The sequence below is a fragment of the Mesorhizobium sp. B2-4-17 genome, from assembly GCF_006441275.1.
Lineage (GTDB): Bacteria > Pseudomonadota > Alphaproteobacteria > Rhizobiales > Rhizobiaceae > Mesorhizobium.
The window spans coordinates 76,563-93,985 of sequence record NZ_VFUX01000019.1 but is presented as its reverse complement, the minus strand read 5'-3'; the positions used below and the strand labels follow the sequence as shown (position 1 = coordinate 93,985).

Genomic DNA, 17,423 nt, shown 5'->3' with positions numbered 1-17,423 from the left:
GTAGAAGCCCTCGATATTTGGACAGCGGACGCGGCGGGAGCGCTACACACTACCGAATTGCACCTTGCTATTGCAAAGCGCGTGAATCCAGCTTGCGCGTCTAAGTAGAGTATTCAACCGCTAGAAGATCAAGCGCTTGGTAATGAGCCAGTTAGTTTCTGGCCTTCGGTAATATTGTGCTGCTCCGCCAACGTACCGGCAAAATCCGCGTTTCGCTGGCGAATTGCGTTCCAGATAGGTTCGTGCTGGGCGATGATCTCCGCAGGGTCTTCAATCAGGAGATTGCTTGAACGAATGAACACGCGGATTTGCTGCTCAATCAGCTTATACTGTTGTTTCAGCCGGCTATGGCTGGAGGCATCGACAATTGACTTGTGAAAGCCGAAATCGGCTTCAGCTATTTTTTCTGAATCCTCGCCAACCGTATCCTTCAGGCGTTCAAACGCGCCCTCGATACGCAACATCGATTCCATGTCTGCACTGGTCGCAGCAAACTGTGCTGCTAGACGCTCGATAGCGCCTCGAAGGGTGTAGAGCTCCCAGACATCCTGATGGGTAAGTTCCACCACAGTCCAACCCGTGTAGGGAACGAGGCTGACCAGGCCTTCCTTGCCGAGTTGATGCAGTGCCGTCCGGACAGTGGCACGCGACAGGCCCATGCCCTCGGAAAGCTGGACCTCGGTCAAGCGCGATCCCGGCGGGATAGACCCATCCACAATCTGCGACCTCAAGGCACCGAGTGCTCGAACGTCCGCAGGCATCTTTTCGATTTTCGGTAGCTTCATTTGGGTCATCGTCGGTCCACACTGTGGCTTTGAGATTTACCGTTCAGAAAAGAGGCAAACAAGAGAACCATATCAGATTTTTCGTTTCTGGCTATTGTCGACAATAGCCTTTCGCCTTATAAGTCGCACCACGATGCTACTGAGGTCCCAACGAGGGACGCTTGGTCACCCTCAAGGTTCATTCCAAGTCTAAGGAGCCCTCTGAATGCTCAAGGCGAACAAAATTCGAAACGCTGACGAGATCGTCTCTTGCGGGGATACGGACTCGCGTCAGATCGTCCTCGAAATCGCAGACCGAACCCTTGATCGGCTCGATAGCTACAAGCGCATCCGCGGCATCATGCGCCTTGACGGCGATATCATGCGCATCGGCACGAAATCCTGGGACCTGTCGAAGAAGCGGAACATCTACCTCTTCGGCGCGGGCAAGGCCTGCAACCACATGGCCATGGCGGTGGATCACGTACTTGGCGACCGTCTGACGCGCGGTATAGCCATCGTCAAGATCCACGAGGAAACCGACCGTTTCAACAAGACTGAGGTCTATGTCGGGGGCCATCCGTTGCCGAACGAGGAGGGTTTCCGCGCCTCGAAGAAGATGATCGAGATCATCGACCAGGCGAGGCCAGACGACTTGTTCATCGGAGTCATCAGCGGCGGCAGTTCCGCTTTGATGTCCCACCCAATCGACGGCATTTCGCTGCAGGACGAGATCGACACGACCGACGTACTGCTGAAATCTGGAGCGGGAATCTACGAAATCAATGCCGTGCGCCGACATATTTCTGCGCTCAACGGCGGCATGCTCGCCAAGCGCATTCAGGACGTAGGCGCGGAACTGATCGGCTTCGGCATCAGCGACGGCATCGGCTCGCCGGCGACCGACGACATCGCCGTCCCCTATTCCGCCTATAAGAGCACGCCCATCGGCCCCGACGCGACGACGCTGGACGACGCGCGCGCCACCATCATCAATTATGACATCGCCGATCGCCTGCCGAAGAGCGTGGTCGGCTACCTGATGAGTGCCGGGCCGGATAAGGAAACGCCCAAGGCCTTTCCAGACAACACCTATTTCCTGCTCAACACCCTGCCAGATTCCTGCATCTACGCCAAGGAAATCTGCGAGGAGATGGGCATCCCGGCCATCATCGTCTCCTCCTTCCTGGAGGGAGAGAGCAAGGACGCAGGAACCTTCTTCGCCTCGATGGCGCGCGAAATTCAGACCTACGGCAACCCGGTTAAGGCACCCTGTGTGCTGCTCAGTTCCGGCGAAGTCACGACGCAGATTCTCGACAACAGCGTCATCCGCGGGCATGGCGGACCGGGCCAGGAGATGACGGTCAGCTTCGCGATCAATGCGGCGAAAACCAAGGGCGCTTGCCTCCTGTCGATCGACAGCGAAGGAACCGACGGGACGGCCAAGGTTGCCGGTGGCATCACCGATTCGGCCAGCATGAAGTCCGCCGCGGCCAAGGGCATCAATCTTTACCAGACGCTGCGCGAGCACAGTTGCTTTGAGGCGCTCGACGCCATCGGCTCCGCCGTCTTCACCGGCAACACCGGCACCAACCTGTGCGACCTCAACATTCTCTACGTACCAGCCGTGAAGGAGGGCCAGTAACATGGAAGACAGGATCGTCTCGGTCTTCGCCCAGCAGATCATCGACTGCAAATGCCGCCCAGCGGTGGAGGTGGAAATTCGCACGGAAAGCGGTGCTGTCGGCCGTGGCGCGGCACCGACCGGCACGTCGGTTGGAATGCATGAGGCTTTCGTCCTTCGGGACGGCGACTCGTCCACCTACGCCGGCCTCAGCGTCCACAAAGCGGTAGAAAGGGCCGAGACGGTCATTGGCCCGGCGCTCATCGGGATGAACGTCTTCGACCAGCGCGCCATAGACGAGAAGATGATCGCAATCGACGGCACCCCGGACAAGCGCAATCTCGGAGGCAATACAATCTACTCGGCCTCTATCGCCGCGTTCCGTGCCGCGGCCGATGCGCGCCGCATTCCGCTCTACAAACACATCGCGGGTGGCGAGATCAAAACCGTCCCGGTCCCCTGCTTCAACGTCATTAATGGCGGGAAATACGACGGTTTGGTCCAGTCCTTCAACGAGTTCCTGATCGTTCCTTACGGAACCGACAGCATAGATGTCTCTGTCGAGATGGCGGTCACGGTGTTCCAGAAGCTGGCCGATGTCCTTACCAAGCATCTCGGCCAAAAGCCGCAGGTCGCCAGCTCCTACGGTTACGCAGCGCCCTCCGACGATCCGGAAGTCCTTCTCGACCTCATGCAGAAGGCAATCGATGCCTGCGGCTACACCGGACGCATCGCCTTCGCGCTCGATTGCGCATCGAGCGAGTTCTACGATGCCAAAAGCCGCACTTATCTCCTTAAGGGCGCGCGTGTCAAAAGCGACGAACTGATCGCCTACGCGAAGCGCCTGACGGAAAAATATGATTTCGTCTTCATAGAGGACCTGCTCGACGAGAACGATTGGGAAGGTTACGCCAAGGCGAACCGCGAACTCGGCCGCACCAATATTCTTGGTGACGACCTAACAGTGACCCGGCTCGAATACCTGAAGCGAGCCTTCGAGACCAAAGCTGTCGCCGGCTTTATCCTGAAGCCCAATCAGGTCGGCACGATCACCGAGGCGATGGATGCCTATCGCTACGCAGTCGATCACGGGATGATCGCGGTGCCGTCCGGCCGGTCCGGCGGTGTAGTGGACGACGTAGTGATGGACTTCTCCGTCGGGCTGCAAGTTCCGTTCCAGAAGAACGGGGCGCCTCGCTCGGGCGAGCGCATCGAGAAGCTGAATTTCCTGATGCGCGCCAATGCCCGCAGCGTCGGAAGCCGCCTTTACGACATCAAGCCTCTCCTGAAATTCTGACGAACAAGACCCCAGCCCGATCCATACCCCACCAGACGGAGCCCATCAATGTCCACGAAAATCGACTTCCTCTATCTCTCTGAACCCGACATGATCGCCGCCGGTGTCAACGACGCGAAGCGCTGCGTGGAGATCTGCGAGGAGACCTTCAGCCTACTCGGCGAGGGCGACTACCTCATGGGCGGCGCCAACCACAACAGCCACGGCCTCAACATCGTCTTCCCGAAGGAGACGAAGTTCCCGAACATGCCCGTCGCCGGCCCGGACCGCCGTTTCGCCGCCATGCCCGCCTATCTCGGCGGCCGCTTCGATGTCTGCGGCAACAAGTGGTACGGCTCGAACCATGCCAATACTCAGAATGGCCTGCCGCGCTCGATCCTGACAATGATGCTGAACGACAAGGACACCGGCGCGCCGCTTGCGCTGATGTCGGCGAACCTACTCAGCGCCGCCCGCACCGGCGCCGTGCCGGGTGTCGCAGCAAAGCATCTCGCCAACAAGGACGCGAAGGTCGTCTCCGTCGTCGGTTGCGGCCCGATCAACAAGGCCTGCTTCACCGCCATCATGACGCAGCTTAGCGCCGTCGAGAAGGTCGTCTGCTTCGACGTGTTTCTGGACAAGGCCAACCAACTCGCCCGCTGGGTCGCGGAAACCTACAAGGTCGAGGCCGTCGGTGTCGACGAGCCCGAGGCGGGCTTCCGCGATGTCGACATCATCACCGTCGCTGCCTCGCGCCTCAAGCCGCTCTACTTCAAGGACGAGTGGATCAAGGAAGGCGCGACCATCCTGATCTCCGGCCCGTTCAACACGGACGAATCCTTCCTCACTGCCGCGAAGATCGTCTACGATCATACGGCGCTTCAGGAGGCCTATGTCGAGGATGCCATCGCCTCGGGCAATAAGGAAGCCTATTACGGCGGTGTGATCGGCGGCCCGTTCTTCCGCCTGATCGATGCCGGCAAGCTGCCTGCCCTCAAGGATTCGACCGGCCTCGGCGACGTGATCAACGGAAAGAAGCCTGGCCGCGAAAGCGCCACGGACCGGATCATCTTCATCGCTTGCGGTATGGCCGTCTTCGATATCAGCTGGGGCTTCGAGGTGTACGAGAACGCCAAGAAGAATGGCATTGGGCAGTCCCTCAATCTTTGGGACAAGCCGGCACTCGCTTGATCAAACGACGGCCACGTCGGGAGACGATGCCGTGGTCGTCTATTGCGATGAACCGGGAGCGATGAAGGACAGCCTTCTCAGGCAGAACCTGAACGTACCTGGCACGCTGCCAGCCTGCAAGATGCTCAATCTCCTTCAGACCACCGACGTTCGCAGCGTAGCCGGAATTTCCATTCCGAACTGCCACTTCGCGGCGAGTTTGGGACTGCGCTGAACACTTTGGCGAAGCGTTCCGCAACCCCTTCTTTCCCTGTGGTGCCAGAGGCTGGCAACCTGACTGATTCCGCTCGCTCTATACCACCCAAAGCGGAAGCCTGCTTGTCGCTTCCGACTTTAATGCCGCGACCTCAACGTGGAGGACTGCAATTTGGATACCGTAAGTGCCCCTCAAGACAATCCCAGTGATGCCCCATTTCTTCAGAGCGTTGAGGCCTACATCGATTATGCAATGACGCATTTGTCCCTCACCGAAGGGCTCGCTGAGCGGATTAAAGCTTGCAACTCCACTTACACGGTTCGCTTCGGCGTCAGGCTGCGAGGGAGAATGTTCAGCTTCACGGGTTGGCGTTCGGTGCATAGTGAACATATCGAGCCAGCGAAGGGAGGAATTCGATACTCGATTCTTTCCGACCAAGAGGAGGTCGAGGCGCTTGCTGCGCTCATGAGTCTGAAGTGCGCGGTTGTTGATGTACCGTTCGGGGGATCGAAAGGCGCTCTCAAAATTGATCCCACCGAGTGGGATGCCAACGAGCTTGAGCGCATCACGCGCCGCTTTACCCAGGAACTGGCCAAACGAAATCTCATCTGCCCGGGGCGGAATGTCCCAGCGCCCGACATGGGCACGGGTGAACGGGAGATGGCTTGGATGGCGGATGAGTACAAGCGAACCGGCCCATCCGATGTTATGAACGCGAACGCCTGCGTAACCGGCAAACCGCTTGCTCGCGGAGGCATTGCTGGAAGAACCGAAGCTACAGGCCGGGGTGTTCAGTACGCAATTCAAAGTTACCTGCGCGACACGGCAGAAAATGGCATCGGTGGGCGCAGGGATTTGCGGACAATGTCTGTCGTCATCCAGGGATTTGGCAATGTTGGTTACCACGCTGCCAAGTTCTTGAGTGAAGACGACTGTGCCAAGATCATCGCGGTCGTCGAGCGCGACGGGTATGTTACGAATTCCGATGGATTGCCCGTCGAAGAACTCAAGCGCTATCACCGCGAACACGGGAGCATCCTTGGGTTTCCCGGCGCTAACAGCCTTGCAAATAGCGCGGGAGGTTTGGAACTGCCCTGCGATATCCTCATCCCGGCGGCCATGGAGAACGCGATCACCCTTCACAACGCCGACCGAATTCGAGCGAAGTTGATCGCCGAAGGCGCAAACGGTCCCGTCAGCTTCGAGGCCGAACAGCAACTGGTGGACCGCGGTGTGGTCGTATTACCTGACCTCTTCGTCAATGCCGGTGGTGTCGTCGTCAGCTACTTTGAATGGGTCAAGAACATCACGCACATCCCCTTCGGACTGATGGAGCGCCGGCGCCGCGAGCGGAGAAACCTTCATATCACACACGCTCTCGAGGCAATGACGGAGCGCGCATTCCCGAGCGACATCCGTGATGAATTTCTTGAGGGGGGTGCGGAAATCGATCTGGTCAGGTCAGGGCTGGAGGATGTGATGCGAAATGCCTACCAGAACATTGCCGAGCTGAGGCGTTCATCACCGGAAATCAAAACCTTCCGCACCGCAGCCTATGTCATAGCAATCAGAAAAATCGCCGATGCTTATCAGGCGATCGGTATCTAAGCACGAGCGCGGTCCTCCGCAGACTGCCAGCGTTTCAGGAGAAGCAAATGCCCGTCATCCGTGTGGATTGGCTCGCCGGTCGCAGCCAGAACCAAAAAAAGGAAGTTGCCGAGGTGTTCACGCGCGAACTCGCGCGAATCGCCAGATGCACCCGAGATGACATCCAAGTCGTGTTTATGAATGTCGAGCGCAAGAACTGGGCCGTCGGCGGCATCTTCTCAGAAGGCCAGAAGTCCGACAGGTAGATCCAATGGGGTATCGACGTGGCGAACGTTACGGTCGTCGGTGGCGGCATCATAGGTGCTTGTTCCGCCATCGCGTTGCAAGCGGAGGGATGCTCCGCAGAAATTATTGACCGAGGATTGCCCGAAGAAGGCGCCACTTACGGCAACTGCCGTCTCTTGGCGTTAGGCGAGGTCGTTCCGCTATCGAAGCCCGGAATTCTACCCAAGATTCCGAACCGGCTGCTCGACCCGTATGGGCACCCTTGTTCGTCCGCTCTCGCGACCTTCTTGGGCAGATACCGTGGCTAATGCAATTCCTTTGGGCCAGTCGGCGCTCCAGAGTGCTCGAGATCGCGCACGCTTTGACACCACTGCGTCAAAACGCGGACGACGATTATCGAGAGCAATCTGGTATTGAGATTAATGAACGCAATTCAGGCCTTGGCTGCAGGCAATCGTTTGCTTGAAGTTCACGGCCTGTCGCGGCGAGACGAAATCGGCTCGATGGCTCAAGAGCGCTGGCCTTTTCGGCAAAGCTCTGGACGCTAAATTCTGGAGGATGAAAAGAGGCGGTTATTCAAGCAATTCCGGCAAGACGACAGGATGGCCGGGTGTCATTCTCATGGAAGGGCAGCGACGGCCGCGAGCGATTGATCGAGAGGGTTCCGCCGGAGGCATCCAACGTAAGTGGTTTGCTGACCTGTGCGATAACCGGAACTCCGGTTATCGCACAGGTTATGATTAATTGGTCTTGGCCCTGCCCTTCCGCGGGCATGCGCGCCAACTTTATGCCGATGCCTTTATACCTCTTCCGAAGCACGCTCTGGTCGGCGATGACGGAGCGACTGGACTCCCTCCTACCCCTCCGCTTGCAACTCGAAGGCGAGGCTTCGCGGCTCGCCGTCCAATCGGGGCTCAAATCTTCGTCGGCCTTTTGGGCTTGCCCGGACGGTTGCCTCGGCATCGCGAAGCTTGAGACATGTCATCAAGTCCCTCTCGCCACGAATGGTCGCGGCGACTGACCTAGCCATTACTTACTCGCCCTTTTTCCAAGCGGCGCGGGACCGCACGTACATTCCAATGATGCGCGGCTCACCTTGACCAAGTTCGGTGTCGGAATCCTGCCGTGCCGACCCCGCCGAGCTTGTACGCTTCTCCGAAGAGAGTCCCATCGCTAGCCTCGACGAATCGGGACAACGTGACAACGTGCCGGAGATCGGATGGGCTCCTTTTCGCTTCGGCCTGTGAGGTTATGCAGTCGACTCTTCCAGGCCGGCCAGCCGCTCCAGAAGGCTTATCTCCTCCGGGAGGACCAAATCCAGCCCGCCTTCCCTCTTCACACGGCCGCTCCGAAAAATCAGGTCGAATTCATCGAGCTGGTCGTTGTCGCACAGCCGAGCCACCAGCCTCCGTATCAGCTTCACGTCATCGGGCCCGACGGCTGATTGGGCCTGTGGTCCTTGGACCTTCGTGGCGAATGGTCGACCTTCCTGAAGAGAATCGATATCGATTTCCGGGTACCTCCGCAGCGCGGCGACCATGATGTCCAGCTGCCGCTTCGTCTCGCGACCCCTAGCGACCGCTTCCCGAAGCTGAGCGCGATCATGCATGTTTTCGATGCCGTCGATGATCTCGTCGGTTTTCCGGGAACTTGGTGAAGGCCTTTTCGGCCTGCCCGGCCGAGTGGCTTCAGCAGCTCGCAGTTGGACATACTGAGCCAGTTCCTTCCAGCCACGGATTGTCGAGGGGTGCGGCCCAGACCAGTCGGTCGGACCTTTCTCCAGCCTGGCGCGGAATCGGATATATAGCCCGATAACGCGTGGGTTCAGCTTCACGAAGTCAGGATCGAACATCTTCGGATCCTCCTTCGCGGCCCTCGCGCGGCGGGCGGCCCCTCCGGACAGGATGTCGTCGCATGCCTCGACAACGCGGGCCAGCGTCGCTACCGGACGGGGATCGCCCGTCTGCCTCGCTTCCCGCTGCAGCCGCGCCATCAACGAGTCGGCGGTTACGCTCTCGGTTTCCGCTGACTGGGTCATGCCGCAAACTCGATCTGCGGGACGGCCTTCGGCATGCTGGCGATGACCGCGCGGACTTCCTTCCGGATGTCTTCCAACGCGTCCTCGTCGAGCTTCACCGCTCCATCGACGAGGCGCTGAAAATCATTCGGGTCTGGATAGCGCTCTAGCAAAACACCGCCGATCTGAAGATAACTGTCTGTCTCTTGGCGATCGGAGAACGATGCCGTAAGTTCGGCGAGATTGTTTGCGCGCAACACCGTTTTCATGAGCTTCTTCATATGAGCCTCCACCCCCTGCGCCGTCTCGACTATCGATGCCGGCAGCAGCCTGGTTTCTTTTACCAGCGTCCAGAACAGCTCGAACTCATGTACCTGGTCCAAACCGTAGCCGAGGGCGGCGGGGTCGAACTCGGGCGTGACAGGAAGCAGCAGGTTGTCCGCCGAGCCGCCCTCCGCCAATGCCGCCTCACGGACTTGCTGCACTGCCTTCTGTACCCTCAGCTCTTTTCCCAGCTCGTCGCTCAGCCTGTTCTTGAAGCCGCTTTCCGAACGCTGAATGCTGCGCAAGGCGTGGTCTTCCTTGCCCGTCTCCAATTCCTTCTCCTCGATCGCCCGGCTGATTTCACGGGCCCGCAGCTCGGCTAGCCGCAGCTCGGCGAAAAGATTGTTGATACGGTTCTGGATACCCGGCAGGAACTTCGGCCCGGTGACGCGGTAGCGGCACCCCGAACACGCGCGTTCGCGCCAGACCGGGAGGAACCGCTCGCCCGATCCCTTCTCGCCGCCTGTCGAGCAGGAGCCGCCGGGACAGATGCCGTGCAGGAAGATCTCGAACGGCGAAAGATTCTGGCGTTTTCCGTATTCCCGAAGCATTCGAATGCCTACGTGATGGTCGACGAATTCCGGAACGACGGCTTCGTTCGCATACTCCTCGATGGCATCCTTGTCCTTGGCCGCCAGCCTGTCGTGCGCCGCGCTGCGCGATTCCATGGCGGCCTGCACGGTGACGTTCAGCTTCGCGCTACGCAACCCGTTGTAGTACCACGTCATCATGGCCGTAGCGTGCCCGACCAGGTCGCGGACGACCTCAAGGCTGACCCCGGCTTCGAGCAAATTCGACACCATGGTGACGCGCAAGGAATGCAAGTCAAAAATCAGGTCGTTGCCGCTGATCAGAGGATATTCGTAGCCGAGAAGCTGGTTGACATCATCCTGGCAATGGTGAAGCAGGTCCTTCCAATACCGCATGACCTTATTTTCGCTTATCGCCATGTTCTGTTCGTTGTCCGGATCGCGAAACAGCGGAAAGATGTCTGGAAAGAGCTCTGGATTGAGGCGGGTGAGTTCCCGGGTCTTGTCCTTGATCTCCTTAACGGGCGCATGGATCGGGTTGTATTTCGTCTGCAGGGCGAGCATCCGGTAGTATGCGTTGACGATCCCGGCGTCGGTCCACGGAATGGTGTAAGGCTTCCCGGTCTTGTTGCTGATGACTCTCTGGCCGATGATTCTACGGGATTTCTTGCCAGACAGGTCGACGAGCTGAAGGAAGCAATCCTTGCGGCCCAACTTCGCCGCCGGATGCGGGTTGTCGACCATCGTCATGTTCTCGCGGTCAGGGACCTTCTCGTCGCCTTCTCCGCTGTCGACCCATCTGCCGCTTTTGTGGCGCATCCCGGAATTCAGCAAAATATCGACCACGATCGCTTCGGCCGGCCAGAAAACGTTCTCGTACTCGCCCGTATCCGGGTTCCTGAGGGTGTGGTGGCACCGCGTGGGTCCGAGGCTGCGCGCAAAGGCATAGTCGCCTTCCCGGTTTTTCCGGACGATCAGTTCCCAGGCTTCGGGTTCCAACGGTTTCCGGGACGTGACATCAGCCCGCTTCCCGTAGCCGCCGCCGATGCGGTCCTGCTTCGTGTCGAAGGGGTTCCCCGCCTTGAAGCGGCCCCGCCGCGCGGCGAGCTCGAAGGCATGGCGCATCTTGGTGATCGCGCGATTGGGGAGGTCGGCGGGTTTGCCTTTGTAATACGCGCTCAGAAAGTCCCAGAAAGTCGAGGTGTTCTCGCCGCTCAAGTCGTGAACGTGGTCCATGCGGGAGATGGACTGGAAGTCCTTGGGCGCCTCCTCGGGCTCGAGCGTCATCAAGAAGATCAGCCAGAGATCGAGGGCGTTTTCGACGACGGTGACGGCCTTGTTGCCGAACTCGGGCAGCAGCTCCCGCAATTGCGCAGCCCACAATTTCACATGCGTGGGAACGACGGTCACGGGCCGCTCCAGCATCTTGGACGCCAGCTGCGTATTGAACCGGGTCGGGTTCAGGGTCCAGTTGAAAGCGTCCACGCCGACCTTCGCGAGACGCGCCCCGTTGATGAAGAAATGGGCCTCGGAGCGGTTCTTGACGCTTTCTCCCGAGTATTCGACCGCGATCTTGTAGACTGCGTTAAGCGATGACGACAGAGAGTCGGCCGAGCTCAGGCTCGGAATCTTCTCCTTGAACGCGGCCATCGGATACCAGTTGAAGGACCCGCGGCTCGTCTCGAACGTGTTTCCACACAGGGCTGCGGTCGCAAACGCCTGCAGCGACACGGCCGACCCGGTGTTCCGCTTTCCCTGATGGTAGCGGAAAACGGCATCTGCCAGATCCCGGTGCTCGGCCGCGACCGACATTCTTGCGACCAGCGGGATGAACCTCGCGGGATACAGGTGGACTATCGTCGACACGTACCTGGCCGGCCAAACCCATATCTTGCGTTGCGCAAGGAACTGGGAGAACCACCTTGGGGCAAACCGGACCTTCTCGTTCGGATCGGCATGCCTGACCACGCGGTTATCCCGCTCTCCCATGGCGCGATCCGTATCGGCAGCCAGTTCCTCAAGGAAAGCCGCCGTGTCGGTGGCTCCGTGAACGCGGCTTCGAAGATTCTCCCAGCCGATCTCGCTGCCTTGAGTAACGAGCATCCATTCGTCGATATTCTGATGGTCGTCGACGATCGCTTCGATGATCGCCTTCTGGGCAGTGCGCGGCATCGCGAGAACCTCGTCCAGGATATGGCCATCCCCGCGCTTCATGCGCTGTCGGGGCTGGCCATTGGGCTTCTGGTCGGGAATGAGGTCGAGCGCCGCTGCGGCCCTGAAGAGAGCGGGCTTTCTGAAATGGACGGTCTTCTCGCCGTTATGCGTCAGCATGCCGAAAAGCTGGTCCTTACGGTCGGCGGCATTGCCTGTGCTGAAACCCAGCTTGCCAAACTGCTGGACCACGTGCCCGTACGGCCTGATTAGAAGGTCCTTCAGTCCGGACCTTAGTTCCCTATCGAACTCGTCCCAGAGCCGTTTCAGCTCTTCGGCATTGGGCATTCGAAGAAGCACGATTCGGTCGGAGCTGTTGAAATAGCTGCCTGGCTCCTTGTCGGAGCAGGCGAGATTGTCATCGTTGCGAAATTCGAGATTCATCGTTCGGTCCCCTCTTTATCATTGTCGGCTAGAGATGATTCTGACTCAGGCGCGATCCGCGGTGCGGGCATTGACTTTGTTCATCGCGTCGTAAATGTCCGTCGCGTTCTTTCCGTATTGCCGCTGGCTAGCCAGGCTGACGTGCCTGAGCATGAGTTGCACGATTTCTTCGTCGAGCCCGAGTTCGTGTCGGGCGTACCATTTGTAGTAATGACGCGTTCCGTGCAGCGACGCTCCAGGCGTATCCGGGTCGATGCCCACCCGGTCGCACGCGCGCCCAAACGCCTTCTCGACGTTCGGAAGCTGCAGCGGCTCTCCTAGGAACTCGCGGTTTTTCGCGTTAACGAACAGGTACGGGTGCGAGCCCTTCGTGACGGCTATTTCGGCATGGAATTCCCGGATTTGGTCTAGGAGGTCCGCGAACTCCGCCGCGCGTTTCCGGCAGGTCCACACGCCGTGAGCGATTAGCCACTTGGGGTTGAAGGTCATCATGCCCTTCCAGCCCGGGCTGTGTCTTCTGTCCGGGCTGCCCGGGCGCGGCTTGAGTCCGTATTTGCCGAGGTAATCGGTGCGCGTTTGGATCGCGCGCCTTGAGTCGAAATATCCGACGTACTTGGAGTCCCAAGGGTCGGCGAAGATGGGAACGGGGCCGACGAGGTTCGTACGAAAGAACCTGCTTGCGTCAGTCGGACTCAGGAAGTCGCAGAACCACATGTTCAGGGGTTCCGATATCCGGGGGCCGACATACGCCAGAAGGATCCAAAGCGCCTTGAACATAAAATTTCGTTCGTGGTCGATGAGGGTGTCTATCGCCTCCTGGGAGAGGGTGGTGTCGTTGCCGTTCTTGGGAACGTTCGCGTGAACGGCTATGCGCCTCAGGGCCGAAGGCGGCGCCGGCACGATGTCGTCTCCCAGGATCAGGCTCCAGCGCTCCCGGTCCACTTGGAGATGTGCCAGGAAATCGTCGGGCTTGGGCGAGCGCTTCATCGTCACCCAAACGTCGGACGACGTCTTGAAGGCCGAGCCCATGACGGAAGCCTGGCCGAGGTAGCCTTCGCAGGACTTGGCGAATTCCAGAAGGTCGCGGAATTCGGTTTGAACCCATGCCAATCGGACAGGCTGCCAATGCGTGAACAGCCGCTGCGACGGGTCCAGGGGGTTTTCGGCCCTCGCGCGGAGATACGCCCAGACCACGTCGTCGACCATGCCGTCCAGTTCCAATCGCTCGCCGACCGTCAGCTGGGCGAATTCGTGGAGCCTTCCCACGGCATTCAGCTTGCGCCGGATGTCGGCGGCCGGAACGTAGGCTTTGATCATGTTCCTGACCCACGCGAGGGTCTCGCCAGGCACGACGACCTCCCCGTTTGCGAACCTGATCGCCAGGATTGGATGCAGCGCCCTTTCGGGCTTGGTACGCGCCTTGCCTGCATAAACGTCCCGGTAAACGGAGACGGGCATATCGAAGACGACGTATCCCGGTCCTTCGTCGTCGATGTCGAATTCGTTCATGGCCTGCGTCCGTTTCCGTATCGGGAGCGGTAGGACGCCAGGACTTAAGGAAGCACCGGCGAACGACGTAAAAAAATCCTTATGCCGCTCCGACCCTACCCGGTTCGATGACCCGCGACGGGAATCCTGGCACCGCGGCTAGCAAGGGACCGGGGGCGAATTTCCGACATCACCGACGATCGGGATTCGGAGTCAGGAATTCTTAACCATCCGACGCCAAACCCCGCCGCAGGAATATGGGGTTTGGAATTGTGATGTTTTTAGATGCCGCCGTGCTCGACGGCGCGAGCTCGGCAACGGAGTCGGCCGAGCCGGAAATCGGACAGCGCCGACTGAGGGTAGTGGAACTATATGCCGGAGCTGGAGGCATGGGCCTCGGGCTCCGGCGAGCCGGGTTCGAACTGGTACGGGCTTACGACCACATGCAATGTGCGGTCGATGTCTATAACCGGAATCTGGGTTATCACGCGGTCGTCGCGGACCTCGGAAACGTGGCCTCGATCGCGCCCGAGATTTGCAAGCTCCGGCCAGACATGATCGTCGGCGGGCCGCCTTGCCAAGATTTCTCTCCGGCGGGTGCGAGGGTCGAAGGCGAACGCGCGAACCACACCCGAACCTTCGCGCTCTATGTCTGCGCGGCGGCCCCTGCATGGTTCATGATGGAGAACGTTCAGCGCGCGCGGAATTCAAGCGCATGGGCCGATGCCCGCGAGATGCTTAAGAACGCAGGATATGGCCTGACCCAGCTGGTTGTGAACGCAGCTCGATACGGCGTGCCTCAGAAAAGGCAGCGCTTGATCGTGGTAGGATGTCGCGGGGAGCGAGACGGTTTTTTGCTCGGTTCGATCCAGCACGCAGCCGCGCCGGAGCCGATGTCCTTGAGAGCTGTATTCGACGATCGCCTCGGCGATCACGTCTATAATCATCCCCGCACCCCCGGCCGCCGGGGTGTGTGGTCGGTCGATAGTCCGAGCCCTACGATCCGGAATGCCAGGCGGCCGCAACCCGCGACCTATGAACCTCATCCCAACGACTCCAACTATGAGATGGTCGCGGCCTCCGCGACTTCCTCCCCAAGCAACGAGGTGACCGGCCTCTACTTCCGACCGTACCATGACGCGCGTGGTGTCTACTCGCTGGACGAGCCGGCTCCCTCGATCGTCCGGACTTCCCGCGAGCGGCCGCGTTCCAGCTATATCGCGTGTCCGCATCCGGACGACCCCACTCCCGCGATGTCGGCCTACATCCTCACGCAGAGGGACACGTCGCTCATCCAGGGATTTCCTGTCGACTGGGATTGGAGCGGATGCTTGAGCAGGGACATCGACCAGATGATCGCGAATGCCGTACCGGCACCGATGGCCGCGGCGCTCGGAAAGGAAATCCTGCGAAGGGAACGGGGAGAGAGCTACCCGGACGTACCCGGAAACTTCGGTCAGTGGCTCGCAAAAAAGAGAGGTATGTCCCCTCAAATGATGGCTAACGTGAAATGGCGGGTCAAGCGAGCCCGCGAGCTTCTCGGCGGCCGGGACCTTCAGTGCCGGGGTGCGGAGGCTCACGCCCTGGAGGCGGCATTCGAGCAAGAAGGTCTCCCGGGAGGGAAGCGGTCAGAAATCAGGCGGGCGCTCAGACAGTTCCGAGAGTGGCAGGAGCAAGCAGGCAGCTGACAAAGCATTCGCCATATCGGCGGCCTCAATTCACCAAGGCTATCCATCAAAATTCGTTATCAAACTAGGTAAAATTAAGCGTCTGGCAGCGGCAGAATCCACGAAAGGAAGCTTCCGCGGAAATCAGATCCCTACTTTGCGGTTAACCAACATTTCGATCGAATGGGAGAATTTGCGCTATTCGGTAGCAACCGCCACCAGAAGTTTAATCCTTGATCTGGTACCTCTGAAAGCAGGATTTCAGGGGGCGAGATGGGGGTACCAGAGGAATTGAAGGCCAAGAGAATGTTCAGGCTCCAGGGCTGGCAGTCGTCGATACGCGTGGCGATGCGGCAGCCTTGGGAGGCCGTCGAAATCAGCGCCGTATGCGTATCCGCCTGAACATGAGGCGCGCCCTAGCGGATCTGCCCGCCGGAGTCGATCGGTTTCTTATTCGTGGGTTAACGAGAGTGAACACTCGCGCCTCTAATTCCCCCACGCCTCGCCTGACCCCGAAGATTCTGGAACGTCCGGAGCCTTGGGATTTCGTCCACGTCGATCACGACGCTGAGGCGCGGAGGTGTGAAATACCAGGACGGCCAGCACTTCCTGATGTCCCCGGAATGCCGGGACATGCCGATCAAGCAGCTCGTCCAGATTGACGAGGAGGAAGCCTACGCGATCTTTCGTCAGTTCCGCCGGCCTAAAACCCGGGGCGAGCCCGTCTGCCCGCATTGCGGCATTCTCGACTGCTACGCGCTCCGCAGGCGCGCGTTCAAGTGCTCCGGCTGCCGCCGCGAGTTCTCCGTCACCTCCGGCACCGTGTTCGCCTTCCACAAGCTCAGCTTCTGGAAGATGCTGGCGGCGATCTGGATGTCCGTGAACGCGGTGAAGGGCATGGCCGCGCTGCACCTCTCCCGCGAGCTCGGCGTGCAGTACAAGACCGCCTGGGTCCTGTCGCTGAAGATCAAAGAAGCGTAACGAGGCGGGCCGCCGGTGCGCGGCGGCCTTTTCCCTAAGCCTGCGGGGGTCGATCGGGAAGGGGGAGATAGAGCTACCGTCTTGATATTTGCAGCTAGATATCAAAGTTTGATACTCTAGCCACAAAGAAGATAGCCATGAGCGGCAGGAATTTCAGTCTCACGAACCATTTGAGTGACTTTGTCGATAGGGAGGTCGTTTCCGGCCGTCACCAGAATGCGAGCGAAGTGGTGCGGGAGGCACTCAGGCGTTACGAGGATGAGCTTGCGGCCGAAAAGGCCAGTCTTGCTGTAATCGAGAGGATAGCGGCGGAGGGCATTTCCGCTATCGAGAACGGGGACTTCACCCTGGTCGATGGTAAAGATGCATCTCAGGCATTGCTAGAGCGGTTGAACGCGCGCGCGGTTGCCCGCAAGACCCATGCTAGCGGTCCGAAGTATGGCTAAATACCGCCTTTCGACCCCTGCAGAAGCACAAATTGACGAAATCTTGGACTGGAGTGAGCAGAACTTCGGCGAACTGGCAAGAGAGCGGTATGCCGCTCTCCTCGTCGCGGCGATGGATGACGTTGCAGGTCATCCCCGTCAAAAAACAATCTTTCGAAAGCGTCTCGCTTCTGGAGAAGTGGGCATCTATCACATCCGTCACAGTCGCAAACACGTTCCAGATCCGCCTGGTCAGGTTGGTGATCCCAGACACATCCTCATCTTTCGCATCGCGAAAGATGGCATCATCGACATCCTGGGGTTCATTCATGACAACATGCTGCTCAAACGAGCCCTCCGTCGTCTATTAAACGCCGATCGCGAGAACGAATAAGGCTGGAGATTCTAGCCGACGAGCCACATCGTTTGGTTGCTGCATTTTTCCAGTTAATTCAAATGCGTGGATGCCTATTGGTGGCGTTTGCTACCGAATGCCGAGAATTTGGTTGCTT

Annotated in this window: 14 protein-coding genes; 10 read left to right on the top strand and 4 right to left on the bottom strand. The window is 59.2% G+C overall.

Annotated elements, in window-relative coordinates; all coding sequences use genetic code 11:
* Positions 1-128 precede the first annotated feature (128 nt).
* Positions 129-794: a GntR family transcriptional regulator gene (locus FJ548_RS16685; protein ID WP_140698008.1), complete on the bottom strand. Its 666-nt coding sequence runs from the start codon at positions 792-794 to the stop codon at positions 129-131.
* Positions 795-990: 196 nt separating this feature from the next.
* On the opposite strand from FJ548_RS16685, the gene FJ548_RS16680 reads away from it, so the two are divergent.
* From FJ548_RS16680 to FJ548_RS16655, 6 genes are all read left to right on the top strand, one after another.
* Positions 991-2,409 (top strand): DUF4147 domain-containing protein, encoded by a 1,419-nt coding sequence (locus FJ548_RS16680; RefSeq protein WP_140778436.1) that lies wholly within the window; start codon positions 991-993, stop codon positions 2,407-2,409.
* A 1-nt stretch (position 2,410) separates the two neighbouring features.
* Positions 2,411-3,685, top strand: coding sequence for an enolase C-terminal domain-like protein (locus FJ548_RS16675; protein WP_140778435.1), 1,275 nt, complete (start codon positions 2,411-2,413; stop codon positions 3,683-3,685).
* A gap of 48 nt (positions 3,686-3,733) precedes the next feature.
* On the top strand, positions 3,734-4,855 hold the full coding sequence (locus tag FJ548_RS16670; protein WP_140778434.1) for a tyramine oxidase subunit B: 1,122 nt from the start codon (positions 3,734-3,736) through the stop codon (positions 4,853-4,855).
* Between the two features lie 31 nt (positions 4,856-4,886).
* Positions 4,887-5,069: a hypothetical protein gene (locus FJ548_RS16665; protein ID WP_140697996.1), complete on the top strand. Its 183-nt coding sequence runs from the start codon at positions 4,887-4,889 to the stop codon at positions 5,067-5,069.
* Positions 5,070-5,303: 234 nt separating this feature from the next.
* Positions 5,304-6,659 (top strand): Glu/Leu/Phe/Val dehydrogenase, encoded by a 1,356-nt coding sequence (locus FJ548_RS16660; RefSeq protein ID WP_140698079.1) that lies wholly within the window; start codon positions 5,304-5,306, stop codon positions 6,657-6,659.
* A gap of 47 nt (positions 6,660-6,706) precedes the next feature.
* Positions 6,707-6,904 carry a tautomerase family protein gene (locus FJ548_RS16655; RefSeq protein ID WP_140778433.1) on the top strand — a complete coding sequence of 66 codons (198 nt, stop codon included), beginning with the start codon at positions 6,707-6,709 and terminating at the stop codon, positions 6,902-6,904.
* Between the two features lie 1,229 nt (positions 6,905-8,133).
* On the opposite strand, the gene FJ548_RS16645 is transcribed toward FJ548_RS16655, so the two are convergent.
* The 3 genes from FJ548_RS16645 to FJ548_RS16635 are packed head-to-tail and all read right to left on the bottom strand — an operon-like array spanning position 8,134 to position 13,859.
* Positions 8,134-8,922, bottom strand: a complete 789-nt coding sequence (locus FJ548_RS16645) for a hypothetical protein (protein ID WP_140778432.1) — start codon at positions 8,920-8,922, stop codon at positions 8,134-8,136.
* Entirely contained in the window at positions 8,919-12,350 is a 3,432-nt protein-coding gene (locus FJ548_RS16640) for a VPA1269 family protein (RefSeq protein ID WP_140778431.1), read from the bottom strand. Before FJ548_RS16640 ends, FJ548_RS16645 begins: the two co-directional genes overlap by 4 nt.
* 45 nt (positions 12,351-12,395) lie before the next feature.
* Positions 12,396-13,859: a phage integrase family protein gene (locus tag FJ548_RS16635; RefSeq protein ID WP_140778430.1), complete on the bottom strand. Its 1,464-nt coding sequence runs from the start codon at positions 13,857-13,859 to the stop codon at positions 12,396-12,398.
* Between the two features lie 254 nt (positions 13,860-14,113).
* On the opposite strand from FJ548_RS16635, the gene dcm reads away from it, so the two are divergent.
* The 4 genes from dcm (at position 14,114) to FJ548_RS16615 (ending at position 17,305) form a co-directional block, all read left to right on the top strand.
* Complete coding sequence (gene dcm / locus FJ548_RS16630; RefSeq protein ID WP_181168817.1) at positions 14,114-15,526, top strand: DNA (cytosine-5-)-methyltransferase; 1,413 nt, start codon at positions 14,114-14,116, stop codon at positions 15,524-15,526.
* 561 nt (positions 15,527-16,087) lie between these two features.
* On the top strand, positions 16,088-16,486 hold the full coding sequence (locus FJ548_RS16625; protein ID WP_140778428.1) for a transposase: 399 nt from the start codon (positions 16,088-16,090) through the stop codon (positions 16,484-16,486).
* Between the two features lie 137 nt (positions 16,487-16,623).
* Positions 16,624-16,932: a type II toxin-antitoxin system ParD family antitoxin gene (locus FJ548_RS16620; protein WP_140778427.1), complete on the top strand. Its 309-nt coding sequence runs from the start codon at positions 16,624-16,626 to the stop codon at positions 16,930-16,932.
* Entirely contained in the window at positions 16,925-17,305 is a 381-nt protein-coding gene (locus FJ548_RS16615; protein ID WP_181168816.1) for a type II toxin-antitoxin system RelE/ParE family toxin, read from the top strand. Before FJ548_RS16620 ends, FJ548_RS16615 begins: the two co-directional genes overlap by 8 nt.
* Positions 17,306-17,423 lie beyond the last annotated feature (118 nt).